Genomic DNA, 18,976 nt, shown 5'->3' with positions numbered 1-18,976 from the left:
TGGCCCCTTCGGTGCGCAAGCTCTCGGCCGAGAGCGGCGTCGATGCCTCGACCGTTCCGGGCTCCGGCAAGGACGGCCGCGTCACCAAGGGCGACATGCTCGCCGCGATCGAGCGCGCCGCTTCGGCGCCGACCCCGGTCAACCAGCCCGCCGCCGCCGTGCAGGTGCGCGCGCCGTCGCCGGCCGACGATGCTGCCCGCGAAGAGCGCGTCAAGATGACCCGCCTGCGCCAGACCATCGCGCGCCGCCTCAAGGACGTGCAGAACACCGCGGCCATGCTGACGACCTTCAACGAAGTCGACATGACCAACGTGATGGCGCTGCGCGCCCACTACAAGGATGCGTTCGAGAAGAAGCACGGCTCCAAGCTCGGCTTCATGGGCTTCTTCACCAAGGCCGTCGTGCAGGCGCTGAAGGACATCCCGGCCGTCAACGCCGAGATCGACGGCACCGATTTGATCTACAAGAACTACTACCACATCGGCGTCGCCGTCGGCACCGACAAGGGCCTCGTCGTGCCCGTGGTGCGTGACTGCGACCACAAGTCGATCGCCGACATCGAGAAGGGCATCGCCGATTTCGGCCGCCGCGCCCGTGACGGCCAGCTCAAGATCGACGAGATGCAGGGCGGCACCTTCACCATCACCAATGGCGGCATCTACGGCTCGCTGATGTCGACCCCGATCCTGAACGCGCCGCAGTCCGGCATCCTCGGCATGCACAAGATCCAGGAGCGGCCGATGGTCGTCGGCGGCAAGATCGAGGTCCGCCCGATGATGTATCTGGCGCTGTCCTACGATCACCGCGTGATCGACGGCAAGGAAGCCGTCACCTTCCTGGTTCGCGTCAAGGAGAGCCTGGAAGATCCGGCGCGTCTGGTGCTGGATCTCTGATTCCTGATGCTCCGCGAGCGCCGTCGCCATGAGCGGCGGCGCATGTCGAACCATGGAGGCGCGCGTGACCGATAAAGTCGTTGTCATCACCGGCGGCAGCCGCGGCATTGGGCGGGCCACCGCGCTCGCGGCGGCCGCGCGCGGCTATCGCGTCGTGGTGGGCTACGCCAGCAACAAGAAGGCCGCCGACGAGGTGGTCGCGCAGATCGAGGCCGGCAACGGCAAGGCGATCGCGGTGAAATGCGATGTCGCCGAGGAAGGCGACATCCTCGATCTGTTCAAGCAGGCCGACAAGTTCGGCACGTTGGCCGCGCTCGTCAACAATGGCGGCATCGTCGGCACCAGCGGCGTGCGGGTCGACGAGATGTCGGCCGAGCGCATCCAGCGCGTGCTGGCGGTCAACGTCACCGGCTCCATCCTCTGCGCGCGCGAAGCCGTCAAGCGCATGTCCACCAGGCATGGCGGCAAGGGCGGCGTCATCGTCAATCTGTCGTCGGTCGCTGCCAAACTCGGCGCGCCCAACACCTATGTCGATTACGCCGCGTCCAAGGGCGCGATTGACTCCTTCACCACCGGCCTCGGCTACGAGGTCGCAGGCGAAGGCATCCGCGTCGCGGGCATCCGCCCCGGCCTGATCGACACCGAAATCCACGCCTCGGGCGGCGAGCCCGATCGCCATCATCGCCTGGCCCACATGGTGCCGATGAAGCGCGTCGGCACCGCCGACGAGATCGCCAACGCCATCATCTGGCTGATGTCGGACGAGGCCTCCTACATCACCGCAGCTACTCTCGATGTGTCCGGCGGACGCTGAGGCGCCGCGCGGACGCTGACGCATCCTCATCACGCTAAACTTACGGGACTTTCTCTCATGGCTACCTACGATCTCGTCGTCATCGGCACTGGACCCGGCGGTTATGTCTGCGCGGTGCGCGCCAGCCAGCTCGGCATGAAAGTCGCGGTGGTCGAAAAGAACGCAACCCTCGGCGGCACCTGCCTCAATGTCGGCTGCATGCCCTCGAAGGCGCTGCTGCACGCCTCCGAGATGTTCGAGGAAGCCGGCCACTCCTTCGCCAAGATGGGCGTCAGCGTTTCCGCGCCCAAGCTCGATCTGCCGGCGATGATGAACTTCAAGCAGCAGGGCATCGACGGCAACGTCAAGGGCGTCGAGTTCCTGATGAAGAAGAACAAGGTCGACGTGCTCAAGGGCACCGGCAAGATCCTGGGGACCGGCAAGGTCGAGGTCTCCGCCGACGGCAAGTCGCAGCTGGTCGAGACCAAGAACATCGTGATCGCCACCGGCTCGGACATCGCGCGCCTCAAGGGCATCGAGATCGACGAGAAGCGCATCGTGTCCTCGACGGGCGCGCTGTCGCTGGACAAGGTCCCCGGCAAGCTGCTGATCGTCGGCGCCGGCGTGATCGGTCTCGAGCTCGGCTCGGTGTGGCATCGTCTCGGCGCTGAAGTCGTCGTCGTCGAATTCCTCGATCGCATCCTGCCCGGCATGGACGGCGAGATCGCCAAGCAATTCCAGCGCATCCTCGAGAAGCAGGGCTTTGCGTTCAAGCTGGGCGCCAAGGTCACCGCCGTCGATACGTCGGGCAAGACGCTGAAGGCGACGATCGAGCCGGCCGCCGGCGGCGCGGCCGAGACGCTGGACGCCGACGTCGTGCTCGTCTGCATCGGCCGCGTGCCGTACACCGAGGCGCTCGGCCTGAAGGAAGCCGGCGTCGCGCTCGATCCCCGTGGCCGCGTGCAGATCGATCCGCATTTCGCCACCAGCCTGAAGGGCGTCTATGCCATCGGCGATGTCGTCGCCGGGCCCATGCTGGCGCACAAGGCCGAGGATGAAGGCGTTGCGGTGGCCGAGATCATCGCAGGCCAGGCCGGCCACGTGAACTACGATGTGATCCCGGGCGTCGTGTATACCACGCCGGAAGTGTCCTCCGTCGGCAAGACCGAGGAGGAACTGAAGCAGGCGGGCGTGGCCTACACCGTCGGGAAGTTTCCCTTTACCGCCAACGGCCGCTCCAAGGTCAATCAGACCACTGACGGTTTCGTGAAGATTCTCGCAGATGCGAAGACCGATCGCGTGCTCGGCGTGCACATTATCGGCCGCGAAGCCGGTGAAATGATCCATGAAGCCTGCGTTCTCATGGAGTTTGGCGGCAGTGCGGAGGATCTCGCGCGCACCTGCCACGCCCATCCGACTCGCTCGGAGGCCGTCAAGGAGGCCGCGCTTGCAGTCGGCAAGCGGGCCATCCATATGTAAGCACGCGCCCAGGACCGAATCGGGCGGGAAACATATGTTGCGCCGCCTTCTTCAACCGGTCTGGGTCCTGCTTGCGATCGTCTTCCTGATCGAAGCCTGGCTGTGGGACCATCTCGAGCCGATCGTCGCGCGCGTTGTCGCGGCGATTCCGCTGGCGCGCTTCAAGCAATGGCTGACGGCGCGGGTCGGTGCGCTGTCGCCGGCGGCGACGCTGATCATCTTCGCCGTGCCGATCATCCCGTTGTTTCCGCTCAAGCTGGTCGGCCTGTGGCTGCTCACCCATGAATATTGGATGACCGGCGTATCCACGTTCCTGTTCGCAAAACTGCTCGGCGTCGGCGTCACCGCCTTCGTGTTCGACGTCACGCGCGACAAGCTTCTGGAGATGCACTGGTTCGAGCGGATCTACGATCTGGTGCTGAAGATCCGCGCCAAGGCCGCCGAGTTGGTCAATCCCATCAAGCAGCGCATCCGCGAGCTGATCGCGGGCAACGGCGAAGGCTGGTCGTCACGTACGCTGCGTCTGATCCAGCGTTTCAGGAAGAGCGTGCACGAGGCGCGGTGAGCGTCGTCACGTTGCGGGTCTCGTAGCCCGGATGGAGCGCAGCGCAATCCGGGACAGCCGTTCCCGCATTTCGCTACGCTCCATGCGGGCTACAAGCGTCCCTCAGCCTCTAATGCAAATGCAGCAGATGCGGCCACCACAGGCCGAGCGCGGTCATGAGCAGGCCGGCGATCGTCAGGATGCCGCTGACATAGGCCAGCGCGAACATGCCGGTGATGATGGTGGCCGAGGCCAGCACGATGCCGATCTGGAAGGCGGCCGAGGCCAGCTCGAAATGATGGTATTTCGCGGTCGCCTCGTCGCGGTCGTGCTCGGCGTGCTTGGCTTTCTCCGCGAGCTGCTCGGTGCCTTCGCCGGTCTCGGGCTCGGAGCGGTAGCGCTGCGCGGTCTTGGTCCAGTCGTCGACCTGCTTCTGCACCGTCGCCCTCATGGCGTCGTCGGTCGTGCCGCCCAGCGTCAGCTTGCCCTGCTCGGCCGCGGTGATCACCACGGTGCGGCGGATGCTCTTGGCCTGGAAGAACGCCCAGAGATTGGCGGCCTCGACATTCTTGCTGATCGATTCGGTCTGGGCGCCCTTGCCGAGCGTCTCCGAGATCGCCAGGAACAGCGCCAGCACCGCAATCAGGAGCGCGATCTTCTTGTTCGAGCCGGACGCGTGTTCGGCGTGCTCGGCATGCTCCATGCTTTCGTGTGCGCTCATGATTCCCCTCCGCTTCGGTTCCGCAACGATTGACCGAACCGCGCGGCCTGCGCAAGAGGCACGCGAGCTGTGACGTCAGTGTGTCAGCAGCTCTCCTGTCCCGGACGCAGCGCAGCGTGCAACGCTGCGCTGCTGAGCCGGGACCCAGAAGCTACAGGCGATCACGCGGTGGGATGGGCCCCGGCTCTGCAGCGCACCGCTAAGGAGCGCTGCGCTGCGTCCGGGGCACGAGAAATCGTGAGACTTCACCGCCGCGGATGAGCGCTGGCATAGACTTCCAGCAGGCGCTCGGAATCGATGCCGGTATAGACCTGCGTCGTCGACAGCGAGGAATGGCCGAGCAATTCCTGGATCGCGCGCAGATCGCCGCCGCGTGATAACAGATGCGTGGCGAAGGAATGGCGGAGCGCGTGCGGCGTCGCGCTGTCGGGGAGCCCAAGCGCGCCGCGCAGCCGCTCCATCGCGAGCTGGATGATGCGCGGGCTTAACGGGCCGCCGCGCGCGCCGACGAAGATCGGACCTTCGGCGGGTAGCGGGTAGGGGCACATCGCGACGTATTCTTGCACCAGCCCCAGCACGTTCTGCAGCACCGGCACCATGCGGGTCTTGTTGCCCTTGCCGGTGACGATCAGCACGTCGCCTTCGCCGGGCCGCGGCACCTCGCGGCGCTTCAATCCCAACGCCTCGGAGATGCGTAGGCCCGAGCCATACAGCAGCGCCATCACGGCTGCGTCGCGCGCGAGAATCCAGGTCTCGCGGTCCTCGCCGGCGCGCTCGTCGGCATCGGCAAGACGTTTCGCGGATGCCATCGGCAGCGGCTTCGGCAAGCTCTTGGCGACCTTCGGCGCGCGGATCGCGGAGAGTGCGCCGACCTTGCCCTTGCCCTCGCGCTCCAAAAACCGTCCGAACGAGCGCAGGCCCGCCAGCGCGCGCATCAGCGAGCGGCCGGCAATGTCGTCGGCCCTTCGCATCGCCATGAAGGCGCGCACATCGGTTGCTTCAAGCGCGGCGAAGCGCGCGAGCGTCACGCGTTCGCCCCAATGGGCGCAGAGGAAATCCAGGCATTGCCGCAGATCGCGGCCATAAGCTTCCAGCGTCTTCGGCGACAGCCGCCGCTCGGCGCCGAGATGCGACAGCCAGCGCGTCATCTCCTGCGCGATCGAGGGATCGGCGCTGGCGAGCTCGATCTGAGGGGCGGCCGCTTTGCTCATGCGCTCTGGACGTGGTGATTCCACCCAGTATATCGCATCACACTCGTTTATCGTTCGCTAAGGCCGCCCCAGGGCGCTAGCCTTCAAGCCCAGGGTTCCGATTCTCCGTTCATGGATCACACGCCGCGCAGCACGACCGCCCCCACCCACGCGACCGGCATGGTCGACGTGCTGGTGCCGGTCGCGCTCGACCAGACCTATTCCTACAAGGTGCCGCGCGGCATGGAGCTGAAGGCGGGCGATCTCGTCGCCGTGCCGCTGGGGCCGCGCGAGGTGCTGGCCGTGGTCTGGGGCGAAAACGCCAATCCCGATCCGCGCCTGCACAACCGCCTCAAGGAGGTCAGCGAGAAGCTCGACCTTCCGCCGCTCAAGCCCGAGTTGCGCCAGGTCGTTGACTGGGTCGCCAATTACACGCTGAGCCCGCGCGGCATGGTGCTGCGCATGTGCCTGCGGATGGGCGAAACTCTCGGCCCCGAGCGGGTGCGTCCCGGCGTGCGCCTGGTCGGCGATCCGCCGCGACGGCTGACGCCGGCGCGGGCGCGCGTGATCGAGGTGCTGTCGGACCGGCTGCTGCACGGCAAGTCTGAGGCTGCGAAGGAAGCCGGCGTGTCCTCAGGCGTGATCGACGGCCTCGTCGACGAAGGCACGCTCACGGTCGAGCCGATGCCGCCGCCCCCGCCGCCACCGGCACCTGATCCCGAGTTCGGCCGGCCGGATTTCTCGCCGCTGCAGCGCGCCGGTGTGGATGCGATGCGCGCGCTCGCGGCCAACGGCAGCTTTCACGTCGCGCTGCTCGACGGCGTCACCGGCTCGGGCAAGACCGAGGTCTATTTCGAGGCCGTCGCGGAAACCATCCGCCGCGGCAAGCAGTCGCTGATCCTGATGCCGGAGATCGCGCTGACCGGCCAGTTCCTCGATCGCTTCGCGCAGCGCTTTGGCGTGCGTCCGATCGAATGGCATTCCGAATTGACGCCGCGCACGCGCGCGCGCAATTGGGCGGCGATCTCGGGCGGCACCGCGCCGGTCGTGGTCGGCGCGCGCTCGGCGCTGTTTCTCCCTTACGCCGATCTCGGCCTCATCGTGGTCGATGAAGAGCACGACCAGGCCTACAAGCAGGACGAGGGCGTGCATTATCACGCCCGCGACATGGCGGTGGTGCGAGCGCATATCGCAAAAATCCCGGTCGTGCTGGCTTCCGCAACGCCGTCGGTCGAGTCCGAGGTCAATGCGCGCAAGAACCGCTATCAGCGCATCGCGTTGCCCTCGCGCTTCGGTGGCCAGCACATGCCGCATATCGAGGCCATCGACATGCGCCGCGAGCCGCCCGCGCGCGGCCGCTATATCTCGCCGCGCCTCGCCGGTGAGATCAGGATCGCGATCGAGAAGCGCGAACAGGCGCTGCTGTTTCTCAATCGCCGTGGTTATGCCCCGCTGACGCTGTGCCGCGCCTGCGGCCATCGCTTCGCTTGCACCATCTGCGATGCCTGGCTGGTCGATCACCGCTTTCGCCAGCGCCTGGTCTGCCATCATTGCGGCTTCTCGATGCCGCGGCCGCCGACCTGTCCGCATTGCGCGGCGGAGGAATCGCTGGTTGCGGTCGGTCCCGGCGTCGAGCGGCTGCAGGAGGAGGCGACCGCGCTGTTTCCGCAGGCCCGCACCATGGTGCTGTCGAGCGATCTCATCACCTCGATCGAGACGATGCGCAGCGAGCTCGCCGAGATCGCAGAGGGCCGCGTCGACATCATCATCGGCACCCAGCTCGTCGCCAAGGGGCACAATTTTCCGCGGCTCAATCTGGTCGGCGTGGTCGATGCGGATCTCGGTCTTTCCAACGGCGATCCGCGTGCGGCGGAGCGCACCTGGCAATTGCTCAACCAGGTGATCGGCCGCGCCGGGCGCGAACAGGGCCGCGGCGTCGGATATCTGCAAACCCACCAGCCCGATCATCCCGTGATGAAGGCGCTGATCGCCTGCGATCGCGAAGCCTTCTACGACAGCGAGATCGACCTGCGTGAGAGGACGCTGTATCCGCCGTTCGGCCGGCTCGCGAGCCTGATCATCTCCGCGGGCGACCGCCCGAGCGCCGAAGGTCTCGGCCGCCGTCTCGTCGCGCTCGCGCCGCGCGACGAGCGCGTCGTGGTGCTGGGCCCCGCGGAAGCGCCGCTCGCCGTCATCAAGGGTCGCTACCGCTTCCGCATCCTGGTGAAATCGGCCCGCGGCTTCGATCTGTCGGACTATTTGCGCAGCTGGCTCGCGGTGTGCCCGAAGCCGACGGGCAATCAGAAACTCGAGGTCGACGTCGACCCGCAGAGCTTTTTGTAGGAAATGGTCCCGTGCCCCGGACGCAGCGCAGCGTCTCTTCGACGGTGCGCTGCAGAGCCGGGGCCCATGTCGCAGCGGAGTTCGCGGCTCCTGGGTCCCGGCTCTGCGCCGCAACGCTTGCGCGTTGCAGCTTGTCCGGGACACGACAGCACGTAAAAAAGCCCGCGGTCCCCCAAGACCGCGGGCTTGTTTCAGACGCGCATCAAACTGATGGAAATCTGCGCGTATCGTGACGGCGCTAACGCGCCTTAGGAGACGACTTCCGCGGTGACGCGGCCAACGCCGGCGCCGGTGAGGCCGATGGCGCGGGCAGCGCCCGTGGAGAGGTCGAGAACCCTGCCGCGAATGAACGGGCCACGGTCATTGATGGTGACGATGACGCTCGAGCCGCGGTGGGTGACGCGCAGCTTGGTGCCGAACGGCAGCGAGCGGTGCGCCGCGGTCAGGGCGTTCTGGTTGAAGCGCTGGCCCGAGGCGGTGCGGCTGCCGGACTCGTTGCCGTAATAGGAGGCCATGCCGGAGAAGCTGCGGCCGCCGCCCGAGGTCGGGTTCATCGACGCATTGGCGTTGCGCCAATCGGAGGTCGCGTTGGTATCGGTCTGGGCCTGGTGACGGTGATGATGGTGATGCCGGTGGTGGCGGGATTTGGCGGAAGCTTCGGTGGCAGTTCCACCGATGAGGAGAGTTGCGGCAACGAAAGCGATCGCCGTACGCGGCCGGGTCACAGTGCCCAGCGTCTTCAAAGACAGCATTTAGTGGTCCCTAAGCTAGTATTGCCACATATGTGGCTAGTGGAGCCCCCATCAGTTTGTGAGCGGTTTGGCGTTTCGATTCCCAATGCGGCATGAATTGGGCAGTAAATCCATTCTGTGTCGTCATGAAATATCTTGTTACCGGCATCAGATATTCAGCCGATGTTCCGTAATCTTTCTCTTTAAAGATTTATTAACCTACCGATTACATGCGAATACTGTAGAGCGAAGTTGTCGCGTCGGATATTTAGAATTGGGTAAGTATTCGGCGAGTGGAGCTGAGGGCGGCCGAATCACGCCTCAGCGATCCGTGTTCATGGCCGCTATGCGCTGAGGGCAGGAACCAACGCACCCGGAAGGAGCACGGCGAGGTCTCTCACATTCCGTGACCCGGCAGGTTGTCCGATCCTTATCCGACCCTTGGGTCCCATCTCGGATCAGACGGCTATCGAAGTGTCGCAGCGTGCGACGAACTGGCGACAGAACCTCGTGCCTTTAATTTGGCGTCATGTTGCACCTGCGCGCCTGCTATGTTAGCAAAGCCGCGATTTTAACGGATCCGGCACGTCCCGTGTCGGCCGGAAATCGAAGTCCCGCTTGAATTCCAAGGGCTTGGATCGCTAGGCGCCGCTTTGTGGCGACGGTTTTTCCCTTGCGAGTTTGACAGCAAAAAGAGCGCGTCTGTGGCTGCAGAAGATACGTCCGTTTCCGGTGTGTCCGGCCGTTATGCAACGGCCTTGTTCGAGCTGGCCCGCGACCAGAAACTGGTCGACGAGGTCAAGGCCGATCTCGAGAAATTCGAGGCCTTGCTGGCCGAAAGCGCCGATCTGAAGCGCCTCGTTCGCAGCCCGGTGTTCGCGGCCGACGTCCAGTCCCGGGCTCTTTCGGCCGTGCTGGACAAGGCCGGCATCGCCGGCATCTCCGCCAATTTCCTCAAAGTGCTGACCGCCAACCGCCGCCTGTTCGTGGTGGCGGACGTCATTCGCGCCTACCGCGCCCTCGTTGCCAAGTTCAAGGGCGAGGCAACGGCCGACGTCACGGTGGCGGAAGCGCTCTCTGACAAGAATCTCGACGCCCTCAAGGTTGCCCTGAAGTCGGTGACCGGCAAGGACGTCGCGCTGAACGTGAAAGTCGATCCCGCGATCATCGGTGGCCTCGTCGTCAAGCTGGGCAGCCGCATGATCGATGGTTCGCTTCGCACCAAACTCAATTCGATCAAGCACGCGATGAAAGAGGCAGGCTGATGGACATCCGCGCCGCGGAAATTTCCGCGATCCTCAAGGACCAGATCAAGAATTTCGGCCAGGAAGCTGAAGTCTCCGAAGTCGGACAGGTGCTGTCCGTCGGCGACGGTATCGCCCGCGTCTTCGGTCTGGACAACGTCCAGGCCGGTGAAATGGTCGAGTTCGAGAATGGCACGCGCGGCATGGCGCTGAACCTCGAAACCGACAACGTCGGTGTCGTTATTTTCGGCGCCGACCGCGAGATCAAGGAAGGCCAGACCGTCAAGCGCACCCGCGCCATCGTGGACGCGCCGGTCGGCAAGGGCCTGCTCGGCCGCGTCGTGGACGGTCTCGGTAATCCGATCGACGGCAAGGGCCCGATCCAGGCCGACAAGCGCATGCGCGTCGACGTCAAGGCGCCGGGCATCATTCCGCGCAAGTCGGTGAACGAGCCGATGGCGACCGGCCTCAAGGCGATCGACGCCCTGATCCCGATCGGCCGCGGCCAGCGCGAGCTGATCATCGGCGACCGTCAGACCGGCAAGACCGCGATCGCGCTCGACACCATCCTGAACCAGAAGCCGCTCAACGCGCAGCCGGACGAGAACATCAAGCTGTACTGCGTCTATGTCGCGGTCGGTCAGAAGCGTTCGACCGTCGCCCAGTTCGTGAAGGTGCTGGAAGAGCAGGGCGCGCTGGAATATTCGATCGTCGTCGCCGCCACCGCGTCGGATCCGGCGCCGATGCAGTACATCGCGCCGTTCACCGGCTGCACCATGGGCGAGTATTTCCGCGACAACGGCATGCACGCCGTCATCATCTATGACGATCTGTCCAAGCAGGCCGTCGCCTACCGCCAGATGTCGCTGCTGCTGCGCCGCCCGCCGGGCCGCGAAGCCTATCCCGGCGACGTGTTCTATCTGCACTCCCGCCTGCTCGAGCGCGCGGCGAAGCTGAACAAGGACCAGGGCTCGGGCTCGCTGACGGCGCTGCCGGTCATCGAAACCCAGGCCAACGACGTGTCGGCCTACATCCCGACCAACGTCATCTCGATCACCGACGGCCAGATCTTCCTGGAAACCGACCTGTTCTTCCAGGGCATCCGTCCCGCGGTGAACGTCGGTCTGTCGGTGTCGCGCGTGGGTTCGTCGGCGCAGACCAAGGCCACCAAGAAGGTCGCCGGCAAGATCAAGGGTGAGCTCGCGCAGTACCGCGAAATGGCGGCGTTCGCGCAGTTCGGCTCCGACCTCGACGCCTCGACCCAGCGCCTGCTCAACCGCGGCTCGCGCCTGACCGAGCTCTTGAAGCAGCCGCAGTTCTCGCCGCTGAAGATGGAAGAGCAGGTCTGCGTTATCTGGGCCGGCACCAACGGCTATCTCGATCCGCTCCCCGTCAACAAGGTGCGTGCGTTCGAGGACGGCCTGCTCTCGCTGCTGCGCGGCAAGCACGTCGAGATCCTCAACTCGATCCGCGACACCCGCGACCTCTCCGACGACGTGGCTGCCAAGCTGAAGTCGGTGGTCGAAGGTTTCGCGAAGAGCTTCGCGTAAGTAACGCCGTCACGGCCGGGCTAAAGCGCGAAGCGCGTCTTCGTAACTGAAGTCCCGGCCATCCACGCCTTACTGCGTGGCGACAAGACGTGGATGCCCGGGACAAGCCCGGGCATGACGAAAAGATAGGGTCGCGGTCGAGCCGCAAGCTGATCGCTGGGGACGAAGAATGGCGTCACTTAAAGACATGCGCGTCCGCATCGCCTCCACCAAGGCGACGCAAAAGATCACCAAGGCCATGCAGATGGTCGCGGCCTCCAAGCTGCGCCGCGCGCAGACCGCGGCGGAAGCCGCGCGTCCCTATGCCGACAAGATGAGCGCGGTGATCTCCAACATTGCTAGCGCCGCGGCGGGCTCGCCCGGCGCGCCCGTGCTGCTGGCCGGCACCGGCAAGGACCAGGTTCACCTGCTGCTGGTCTGCACCGGCGAGCGCGGCCTGTCCGGCGCCTTCAACTCCTCGATCGTCCGTCTCGCCCGTGAGCGCGCTTTGGCGCTGATGGCGCAGGGCAAGGACGTGAAGTTCTTCTGCGTGGGACGCAAGGGTTACGAGCAGCTCCGCCGCCAGTTCGACAAGCAGATCGTCGAGCACATGGACCTGCGCAGCGTTCGCCAGCTCGGCTTCGTCAATGCCGAGGACATCGCCAAGAAGGTGTTGGCGCGGTTCGACAACGGCGAGTTCGACGTCTGCACGCTGTTCTACTCGCGCTTCCGCTCGGTGATCGCGCAGATCCCGACCGCCCAGCAGATCATCCCGCTGGTGGTCGAGGAAGGCGCTGCCGCCAACACCACGTCCTATGAATACGAGCCGGAAGAGGACGAGATTCTCGCGCGTCTTCTGCCGCGCAACCTCGCGGTCCAGATCTTCCGCGCGCTGCTCGAGAACAACGCCTCGTTCTACGGCGCGCAGATGAGCGCGATGGACAACGCGACGCGCAACGCCGGTGAGATGATCCGCAAGCAGACGCTGGTCTACAACCGCACGCGTCAGGCGCAGATCACCAAGGAACTGATCGAAATCATCTCGGGCGCCGAAGCCGTCTAGCAAAGACGCATCGGTACCCATCAATGCAACATCCCGGTCGCTGACCGCGGTTTAGAAGTTCGGATCGAAGGAGACATTCAATGGCAGCCCAGCTCGGTCGCGTCACCCAGGTCATCGGCGCCGTCGTCGACGTGCAGTTCGAAGGCCACCTGCCGGCCATTCTCAACTCGCTCGAGACCAAGAACGGCGGCAACCGCCTGGTGCTCGAAGTCGCCCAGCATCTCGGCGAATCGACCGTCCGCACCATCGCGATGGACACCACCGAAGGTCTGGTCCGCGGCCAGGAAGTGACCGACACCGGCGCGCCGATCCGCGTTCCCGTCGGCGAGGGCACGCTCGGCCGCATCATCAACGTCATCGGCGAGCCGATCGACGAAGCCGGCCCGGTGAAGACTGAAGGCCTGCGCGCGATCCACCAGGAAGCGCCGAGCTACACCGATCAGTCGACGGAAGCTGAAATTCTCGTCACCGGCATCAAGGTCGTCGATCTGCTGGCTCCCTACGCCAAGGGCGGCAAGATCGGCCTGTTCGGCGGCGCCGGCGTCGGCAAGACCGTGCTGATTCAAGAGCTGATCAACAACGTCGCGAAGGCGCACGGCGGTTACTCCGTGTTCGCCGGCGTCGGCGAGCGTACGCGTGAGGGCAACGACCTCTATCACGAGTTCATCGAATCCAAGGTCAACGCCGATCCGAAGAATCCGGATCCGAGCGTGAAGTCGAAGTGCGCGCTGGTGTTCGGCCAGATGAACGAGCCGCCCGGCGCCCGCGCCCGCGTCGCGCTCACGGGTCTGACCATCGCGGAAGACTTCCGCGACAAGGGCCAGGACGTGCTGTTCTTCGTCGACAACATCTTCCGCTTCACCCAGGCCGGCTCGGAAGTGTCGGCGCTCTTGGGTCGTATTCCTTCGGCGGTGGGTTATCAGCCGACGCTCGCCACCGACATGGGCGCGCTGCAGGAGCGCATCACCACCACGCAGAAGGGCTCGATCACCTCGGTGCAGGCCATCTACGTTCCGGCCGATGACTTGACCGACCCGGCGCCCGCGACCTCGTTCGCGCATCTTGACGCGACCACCACGCTGTCGCGCTCGATCGCCGAAAAGGGTATCTATCCGGCGGTGGACCCGCTCGACTCGACCTCGCGCATGCTTTCCCCGCTGGTCGTCGGCGAGGAGCATTACGCGGTCGCCCGTCAGGTCCAGCAGGTGCTGCAGCGCTACAAGGCGCTCCAGGACATCATCGCCATTCTCGGCATGGACGAACTTTCGGAAGAGGACAAGCTGACCGTGGCCCGCGCCCGCAAGGTCGAGCGCTTCATGTCGCAGCCGTTCCACGTCGCCGAAATCTTCACGGGTTCGCCGGGCAAGTTCGTCGACCTCGCCGACACCATCAAGGGCTTCAAGGGCCTGGTGGAAGGCAAGTACGACCACCTGCCGGAAGCCGCCTTCTACATGGTCGGCACCATCGAAGAAGCCGTCGAGAAGGGCAAGAAGCTCGCGGCGGAAGCCGCCTAAGCTTAGTCATCTCGTCATCGCCGGGCTTGCCCCGGCGATCCATCAAAAGAAGGTTTTGATGGATGGACCCGCGGGTCAAGCCCGCGGGTGACAAGTGAAGAGAACGGAAACAACCATGGCCACTTTCCATTTCGATCTCGTCTCTCCGGAAAAGCTCGCCTTCTCGGGTGAGGTCGATCAGGTCGACATCCCCGGCGTCGAGGGTGATTTCGGCGTGCTGGCTGGACATGCGCCGGTCGTCGCCGCGATCCGTCCCGGTATTCTCACCATCACCACCGGCGGCAAGCACGAGAAGATCATCGTGCTCGGCGGCCTTGCCGAAGTCTCCGAAAAGGGCCTGACGGTGCTCGCCGACGTCGCGACGTCGCTGGCCGAGCTTGACCGCGCTCAGTTCGCCGAGACCATCTCGGAGATGGAAGAGAAGCTGAAGGAGCACGAAGGCGGCGAGCTCGATCACGCCATCGAGCGGCTCGACCACTACAAGAGCATCCAGCATCAGCTCAGCTCGACGGCTATGCACTAAGCCCCGGGGCACCGCTCCGGGGCATCAGGCCTAAAATTCCTGAACAGGCTCAGCGCTCGTCACGGACCGTGGCGGGCGCTGAAACTTTGTTGCACCGCGCTTCCGATAGCGGCATTCTTCCCCGGCGAATTTTGTTCCCGGGGCGGGTCGCAGATGAAACGCAAGATCGCAGCGATCTTCGCAGCCGATATTGCCGGCTATTCGAGGCTGGTTGCGGAAGACGAAGAGGAGACGCTGCGGCGTCTGGCCTCCTATCGCGAGGTCGTCGACGATTTCATCGCCAGGTCCGGCGGGCGCATCTTCAACACGGCGGGCGATGCCGTGCTCGCGGAATTCCCGAGCGCGGTCGACGCGGTGCGTTGCGCGATCGACATCCAGGAAAGCTTGCGAACCCGCAACATGGCCTATCCGCCGAGCCGGCAGATGTCGTTCCGCATCGGGATCACCATCGGCGACGTGGTCGAGCGTAACGGCGATCTCTTGGGGGATGGCGTCAACATCGCGGCAAGGCTTGAAGGGCTTGCCGAGGTCGGCGGCATCTGCGTCTCCCGCGCGGTGCACGAGCAGGTCGCCAACAAGCTCTCGGTGCAGTTCGCCGATATCGGCGCGCAGGAGGTCAAGAACATCCCGACGCCGGTGCATGCCTACATGGTGGCGATGCGGCGCGAGGACGGGACCTATGGCAAGCCGCAGCTGAAGAAGCCGGCCGCCAGGCTGGCCGCCGCTCCGGTGTGGATGTGGCCGCTGGTGGTCGCGGTGGTCTCGATCGCAGGCATTGGCGTGACGGGCTTTCTCTACAACACCAAGCTCAAGCAGACGGCCTATGTCGCAGCGACGCCGGCCGTGACACCCAGCGTAACGCCGACGGCGAGCGCTGCGGCGCCGAGCCCAACGCCGACCCAGATGGCCAAGGCGCCGATGGCTCCGATGACACCGCCCAACGCCGGCGCCGCGATGGCGCCGATGCCGTCGCCATCGGCATCCCCGCTGTCAGGCAAGTTCTCCGCCGACGGCGTGCCCTTCATCAACGAGCGTGTCCGCAGCTTCCTCGCCGGCGATTATGCGAGCTCCGGCGATTACAAGGCCTTCGCGCTCAATGTCGGCGGCTTCACCGGTTCGGCGCTGAATCAGGCGAGCGAGGAGGCCGCGCGCAACATGGCGCTCGAGCAGTGCCAGAAGCGCGCCGACGCCGCGCAATCGCCGCGCCGCTGCGAGCTCTACGCAGTCGGCGACACCGTCGTCTACACGCACGGCAAGCCGCCGATGCCGGCACAACCCTTCGTGCGCCACGATGCCATGACCGAGCGGCCCTTCGCCTCGAAGGACTTTCCGATGGTGCGCGAGCCGCAGAAGGTCCGGCTCGAGAACATCTTCGTGCCGGCGGCGAAATCCCGCTCGGTCGCGCTCGGCCCGGGCGGACAATATTTCATGGTGCTCGGCGCCTCGTCTGCGGAGGATGCGGCGCGGCGGTCGCTGGAATCCTGCGGCGCGATTGCCGGCACCGCGTGCATGGTGGTCGCCATCGACGACAATTTCGTCGTACCGATCCCGACCCTGTTCAGGATCACCGGCTTCTTCCACGCTGCCTCCAACGCCTCGATCCTGGCGGATGCGCGCGGCGAGGTGGTGCGCAAGCTCGGCGACGCCATGGGCTGGAATGCGGTTGCCGTCGGCACCGCCGGCCGGCCGGGCCTCGGCCTCAAGGCCGCCGACGAGCAGGCTGCCGTCACCTCCGCGCTCGCCGACTGCGCCAAGCGCGACAGCAATTGCCACGTCATCGCGATCGGCCCGTTCACTGTGGGACCGATCAATTAGAAATTTCCGGCGAAAGATTCCCCAACGATTTCAGCCCCATTCTACTGTGCATGGGGTTGTTTTCGCGATTTTCAGTTTGCGAACCCTGCAAACTCCCGCGCCACCGCGAGATAAACCTCGCGCCGGAACGGCACCACGACGTCGGCAACGCGATCCAGGCGTTCCCAGCGCCAGGCGTCGAACTCGGCGGGCTGGCCGTTGCGCGGCGTCAGCGGATCGATCTCGTCATCCTTGCCGGTGAAGCGCAGCGCGAACCATTTTTGCCGCTGGCCGCGGAATTTCGCGAGGCGATGCGTCTGCGGGCCGTCGTAAGGCGGGAATTCGTAAGTGAACCAGTCGGTCTCGCCGAGATAGTCCGCGCTGACGACGCTGGTCTCCTCCCAGAGCTCGCGCATCGCGGCATCGCGCAAATTCTCGCCTTCGTCGACGCCGCCCTGCGGCATCTGCCAGTCGAGCCCCGGCAGGATGATCTCGGGCCCGTCGCCCTTGAAGCGGTGGCCGATCAGCACGCGGCCCTCGGTGTTGAAGAGAGCGATCCCCACGTTGGGGCGGTAGGGCTTTTCATTCGTCACGCGCAAATCTCTCATCGTCATTCCCGGATGCATTAGCACCGAAGGCGGGACGACAATTCGATTTATTGGTCCGCCAGCGCGGAAAATTCCTGCACCACGCGCTCATAGACCGGGCGCTTGAAGGGAATGATCAGTCCGGTCAGATTCTGCATCGGCTCCCAGCGCCAGCTGACGAACTCGGCCTTGTGGCCGCCGCCGGGCTTCTCGACGTTGATCTCGCTGTCCTTGCCGGTGAAGCGCACCGCGTACCATTTCTGGCGCTGGCCGCGGTAGCGGCCCTTCCAGGCGCGCCCGGCGACCGTGCGCGGAATGTCGTAAGTGAGCCAGTCCGGGACCTCGCCGAGCCGCTCGACCGAGCGCACGCTGGTCTCCTCATAGAGCTCGCGCTTGGCGGCTTCCCAGGTGTCCTCGCCGGGATCGACGCCGCCTTGCGGCATCTGCCAGACGTGGGTGTCGTCGACATGCTCGATGCCGCCGGCGCGGCGGCCGATGAACACCAGGCCTTTCGGGTTGATCAGCATCACGCCGACACAGGTCCGGTAGGGCAGATCCTCGTAACGCGCCATTCCGCCAGACCTTTCGCATGCTGTCGGTCCGGCTTGACCGGCCCCGCGAGGACCCGTGCCGCACCAATCCGTTGATTTAGCTGGATTTTGATTTCAGCATCGCGGTTGTCAATGGCACCAAAAGAATACCCCGGTCGCCCAATGTCTTGGTCCAGGCGCCGATGCGCTCGATCGAGACGGGCAGGGCGGAGGCGATGCCGACAGCCGCGCCGCGTTCGCGTGCCGCCGATTCGAGCTTGTTCAGGGCGCGGTCGATTTCGGTCGCCGTCGGCACCGCGTCGATCGCGATGTCGCCCTTGCCGAACGGCATTGCCGCGCTGCCTGCGGCCTGGGACGCGATGCTGCGGGGCGAGGAGCCGTCGTCGAAAAAGCCGAGGCCGCGCTTGGCCGCCTCGCGGATGATCGGCTGCATCGCCGGCTCCGTCGCGATGAAGCGGGCGCCCATGAAATTGGTGATGCCGGCATAGCCCTGCATCCGGCTCAAATGCCAGTACAGGCGGTCCATGTTCTGATCGGTGCTGAGCGAGGTCAGCAGCGTCTGCGGTCCCGGGTCGTTGTCCGGGAAGTCGTAGGGCTCCATCGGGATCTGCAGGAAGATCTCGTGGCGCTGCGCGCGGGCTCGTTCGGCGAGCTTGCCGGGATCGGCGCCATAGGGCGTGAAGGCCAGCGTCACCGCCGGTGGCAGCTTCATGATGGCGTCAGTGGTTTTGGCGGCGCCGACGCCGAGGCCGCCGATCACGATGGCGACCACCGGCATCTTGGCGGCCTTGGCGCGGTCGGCGTCCGCCGCATAGACGTTGAACGGCTTCAGCCCGTCGGCGACCACCGGGATCATGCCGTAGCGCGACTTCTCCAGCAGCTTCGGATTGATCCCGGCCATGACGGGCGGCGGGGCCGAGGCATCGCCCTTGTCGGCGGTGTCGCCGGCACCGATGACGACGTCGTGGCGCGCGCCGGTGGAGCCGTCGATCATGGTGACGGTCTTCTGCTCGCCCGGCTGTTTCGGGGCATCCTGGGTCTCGTGCTTGCCCTCTTGCTTGGCTTCGGAACCATGGCCAGCGGCGGCCGGCTTCTCGTCCGCTGCATTGTCCGTCGCCGGCTTGATCGCGATCCGCGTCATCGGCTCGCCGCCGAGCGGATCCTTGTTGAAGATGGCGAAGCCGGCAAAGGTAACCAGGAACAGGCCGAGCAGCACGGCCAGCAGCTGCATGGCCGTGAACGGCAGCCGCAGCCGGCGTTTCCGGCGCGGCTTGTCCTGTCCGAGCGGGGCGCTCAGATCATCGGCCGTTTCAGTCATGCGCGATCCCGAATCACTCGTTCCGACGATACCACGCCACGGTCAAGTGGCGGCAGGCCGGGAGAGGCCGGGGATGCCGGGAGTCCAATGTGAGTTCCAAGCAAAAAGGGCGGCTCCAGGAGCCGCCCTTTTCACGGGATCGCGCGATGCGTCGATCGG

The 18,976-nt window shown here is 65.4% G+C and carries 17 protein-coding genes; 11 read left to right on the top strand and 6 right to left on the bottom strand.

The genetic code is table 11. The annotated features are described in order from the left end of the window. From odhB to SE92_RS22435, 4 genes are all read left to right on the top strand, one after another. The coding region (odhB, locus tag SE92_RS22450; protein ID WP_063198445.1) for a 2-oxoglutarate dehydrogenase complex dihydrolipoyllysine-residue succinyltransferase at nt 1–893 on the top strand (893 nt) is incomplete at its 5' end. A gap of 52 nt (nt 894–945) precedes the next feature. Continuing rightward, nucleotides 946–1,707, top strand: coding sequence for an SDR family oxidoreductase (locus SE92_RS22445; protein WP_157095934.1), 762 nt, complete (start codon nt 946–948; stop codon nt 1,705–1,707). 57 nt (nt 1,708–1,764) lie between these two features. Next, nucleotides 1,765–3,165, top strand: a complete 1,401-nt coding sequence (gene lpdA / locus SE92_RS22440) for a dihydrolipoyl dehydrogenase (RefSeq protein ID WP_063198444.1) — start codon at nt 1,765–1,767, stop codon at nt 3,163–3,165. Nucleotides 3,166–3,199: 34 nt separating this feature from the next. Then, nucleotides 3,200–3,730, top strand: coding sequence for a hypothetical protein (locus SE92_RS22435; RefSeq protein ID WP_063198442.1), 531 nt, complete (start codon nt 3,200–3,202; stop codon nt 3,728–3,730). Nucleotides 3,731–3,839: 109 nt separating this feature from the next. On the opposite strand, the gene SE92_RS22430 is transcribed toward SE92_RS22435, so the two are convergent. Beyond that, entirely contained in the window at nt 3,840–4,430 is a 591-nt protein-coding gene (locus tag SE92_RS22430) for a DUF4337 domain-containing protein (protein ID WP_063198440.1), read from the bottom strand. A 245-nt stretch (nt 4,431–4,675) separates the two neighbouring features. Beyond that, nucleotides 4,676–5,641, bottom strand: a complete 966-nt coding sequence (locus SE92_RS22425; protein ID WP_063198438.1) for a tyrosine recombinase XerC — start codon at nt 5,639–5,641, stop codon at nt 4,676–4,678. 111 nt (nt 5,642–5,752) lie between these two features. Here SE92_RS22425 and SE92_RS22420 point away from each other — a divergent pair, with 111 nt between their 5' ends. Further along, a complete protein-coding gene (locus SE92_RS22420) occupies nt 5,753–7,963 on the top strand; it encodes a primosomal protein N' (RefSeq protein ID WP_063198436.1) in 2,211 nt (736 codons plus the stop codon). Nucleotides 7,964–8,211: 248 nt separating this feature from the next. Here SE92_RS22420 and SE92_RS22415 read toward each other — a convergent pair whose 3' ends face one another. Beyond that, nucleotides 8,212–8,715 carry a septal ring lytic transglycosylase RlpA family protein gene (locus SE92_RS22415; protein WP_063198434.1) on the bottom strand — a complete coding sequence of 168 codons (504 nt, stop codon included), beginning with the start codon at nt 8,713–8,715 and terminating at the stop codon, nt 8,212–8,214. Between the two features lie 683 nt (nt 8,716–9,398). Between SE92_RS22415 and SE92_RS22410 the strand changes: the two genes are divergently transcribed. The 6 genes from SE92_RS22410 (at nt 9,399) to SE92_RS22385 (ending at nt 16,382) form a co-directional block, all read left to right on the top strand. Further along, entirely contained in the window at nt 9,399–9,959 is a 561-nt protein-coding gene (locus tag SE92_RS22410) for a F0F1 ATP synthase subunit delta (RefSeq protein ID WP_063198433.1), read from the top strand. Next, nucleotides 9,959–11,488 carry a F0F1 ATP synthase subunit alpha gene (gene atpA, locus SE92_RS22405; protein WP_063198431.1) on the top strand — a complete coding sequence of 510 codons (1,530 nt, stop codon included), beginning with the start codon at nt 9,959–9,961 and terminating at the stop codon, nt 11,486–11,488. The genes SE92_RS22410 and atpA overlap by 1 nt, the downstream gene beginning before the upstream one ends. 169 nt (nt 11,489–11,657) lie before the next feature. Then, nucleotides 11,658–12,530 (top strand): F0F1 ATP synthase subunit gamma, encoded by an 873-nt coding sequence (locus tag SE92_RS22400; RefSeq protein WP_063198429.1) that lies wholly within the window; start codon nt 11,658–11,660, stop codon nt 12,528–12,530. 80 nt (nt 12,531–12,610) lie between these two features. Continuing rightward, nucleotides 12,611–14,044: a F0F1 ATP synthase subunit beta gene (atpD, locus tag SE92_RS22395; RefSeq protein WP_063198428.1), complete on the top strand. Its 1,434-nt coding sequence runs from the start codon at nt 12,611–12,613 to the stop codon at nt 14,042–14,044. A 115-nt stretch (nt 14,045–14,159) separates the two neighbouring features. Beyond that, nucleotides 14,160–14,567, top strand: a complete 408-nt coding sequence (locus tag SE92_RS22390; RefSeq protein WP_063198426.1) for a F0F1 ATP synthase subunit epsilon — start codon at nt 14,160–14,162, stop codon at nt 14,565–14,567. A 153-nt stretch (nt 14,568–14,720) separates the two neighbouring features. After that, a complete protein-coding gene (locus SE92_RS22385; protein WP_063198424.1) occupies nt 14,721–16,382 on the top strand; it encodes an adenylate/guanylate cyclase domain-containing protein in 1,662 nt (553 codons plus the stop codon). Nucleotides 16,383–16,453: 71 nt separating this feature from the next. Here the strand turns inward: SE92_RS22385 and SE92_RS22380 are convergent, their stop codons facing one another. From SE92_RS22380 to SE92_RS22370, 3 genes are all read right to left on the bottom strand, one after another. After that, nucleotides 16,454–16,954, bottom strand: coding sequence for an RNA pyrophosphohydrolase (locus SE92_RS22380; protein WP_063203704.1), 501 nt, complete (start codon nt 16,952–16,954; stop codon nt 16,454–16,456). A gap of 62 nt (nt 16,955–17,016) precedes the next feature. Beyond that, nucleotides 17,017–17,520 (bottom strand): RNA pyrophosphohydrolase, encoded by a 504-nt coding sequence (locus SE92_RS22375; RefSeq protein ID WP_063198422.1) that lies wholly within the window; start codon nt 17,518–17,520, stop codon nt 17,017–17,019. A gap of 76 nt (nt 17,521–17,596) precedes the next feature. Continuing rightward, nucleotides 17,597–18,817, bottom strand: coding sequence for a divergent polysaccharide deacetylase family protein (locus tag SE92_RS22370; RefSeq protein ID WP_063198420.1), 1,221 nt, complete (start codon nt 18,815–18,817; stop codon nt 17,597–17,599). Nucleotides 18,818–18,976 lie beyond the last annotated feature (159 nt).

Origin of the sequence: Bradyrhizobium sp. AT1, assembly GCF_001590795.1 — a bacterium.
Lineage (GTDB): Bacteria > Pseudomonadota > Alphaproteobacteria > Rhizobiales > Xanthobacteraceae > Bradyrhizobium.
The sequence above is the reverse complement of the archived record's forward strand: the minus strand, read 5'-3'. Positions and strand labels throughout refer to the sequence as shown.

Excerpts from the sequence above, each read along its gene's own strand:
- SE92_RS22420 (WP_063198436.1), top strand. The coding sequence starts at position 5,753 with ATGGATCACACGCCGCGCAGCACGACCGCCCCCACCCACGCGACCGGC.
- atpA (WP_063198431.1), top strand. The coding sequence starts at position 9,959 with ATGGACATCCGCGCCGCGGAAATTTCCGCGATCCTCAAGGACCAGATC.
- SE92_RS22435 (WP_063198442.1), top strand. The coding sequence starts at position 3,200 with ATGTTGCGCCGCCTTCTTCAACCGGTCTGGGTCCTGCTTGCGATCGTC.
- SE92_RS22425 (WP_063198438.1), bottom strand. The coding sequence starts at position 5,641 with ATGAGCAAAGCGGCCGCCCCTCAGATCGAGCTCGCCAGCGCCGATCCC.
- SE92_RS22375 (WP_063198422.1), bottom strand. The coding sequence starts at position 17,520 with ATGGCGCGTTACGAGGATCTGCCCTACCGGACCTGTGTCGGCGTGATG.
- lpdA (WP_063198444.1), top strand. The coding sequence starts at position 1,765 with ATGGCTACCTACGATCTCGTCGTCATCGGCACTGGACCCGGCGGTTAT.
- SE92_RS22385 (WP_063198424.1), top strand. The coding sequence starts at position 14,721 with ATGAAACGCAAGATCGCAGCGATCTTCGCAGCCGATATTGCCGGCTAT.
- SE92_RS22415 (WP_063198434.1), bottom strand. The coding sequence starts at position 8,715 with ATGCTGTCTTTGAAGACGCTGGGCACTGTGACCCGGCCGCGTACGGCG.
- SE92_RS22390 (WP_063198426.1), top strand. The coding sequence starts at position 14,160 with ATGGCCACTTTCCATTTCGATCTCGTCTCTCCGGAAAAGCTCGCCTTC.
- SE92_RS22445 (WP_157095934.1), top strand. The coding sequence starts at position 946 with ATGGAGGCGCGCGTGACCGATAAAGTCGTTGTCATCACCGGCGGCAGC.
- SE92_RS22400 (WP_063198429.1), top strand. The coding sequence starts at position 11,658 with ATGGCGTCACTTAAAGACATGCGCGTCCGCATCGCCTCCACCAAGGCG.
- SE92_RS22430 (WP_063198440.1), bottom strand. The coding sequence starts at position 4,430 with ATGAGCGCACACGAAAGCATGGAGCATGCCGAGCACGCCGAACACGCG.
- SE92_RS22370 (WP_063198420.1), bottom strand. The coding sequence starts at position 18,817 with ATGACTGAAACGGCCGATGATCTGAGCGCCCCGCTCGGACAGGACAAG.
- atpD (WP_063198428.1), top strand. The coding sequence starts at position 12,611 with ATGGCAGCCCAGCTCGGTCGCGTCACCCAGGTCATCGGCGCCGTCGTC.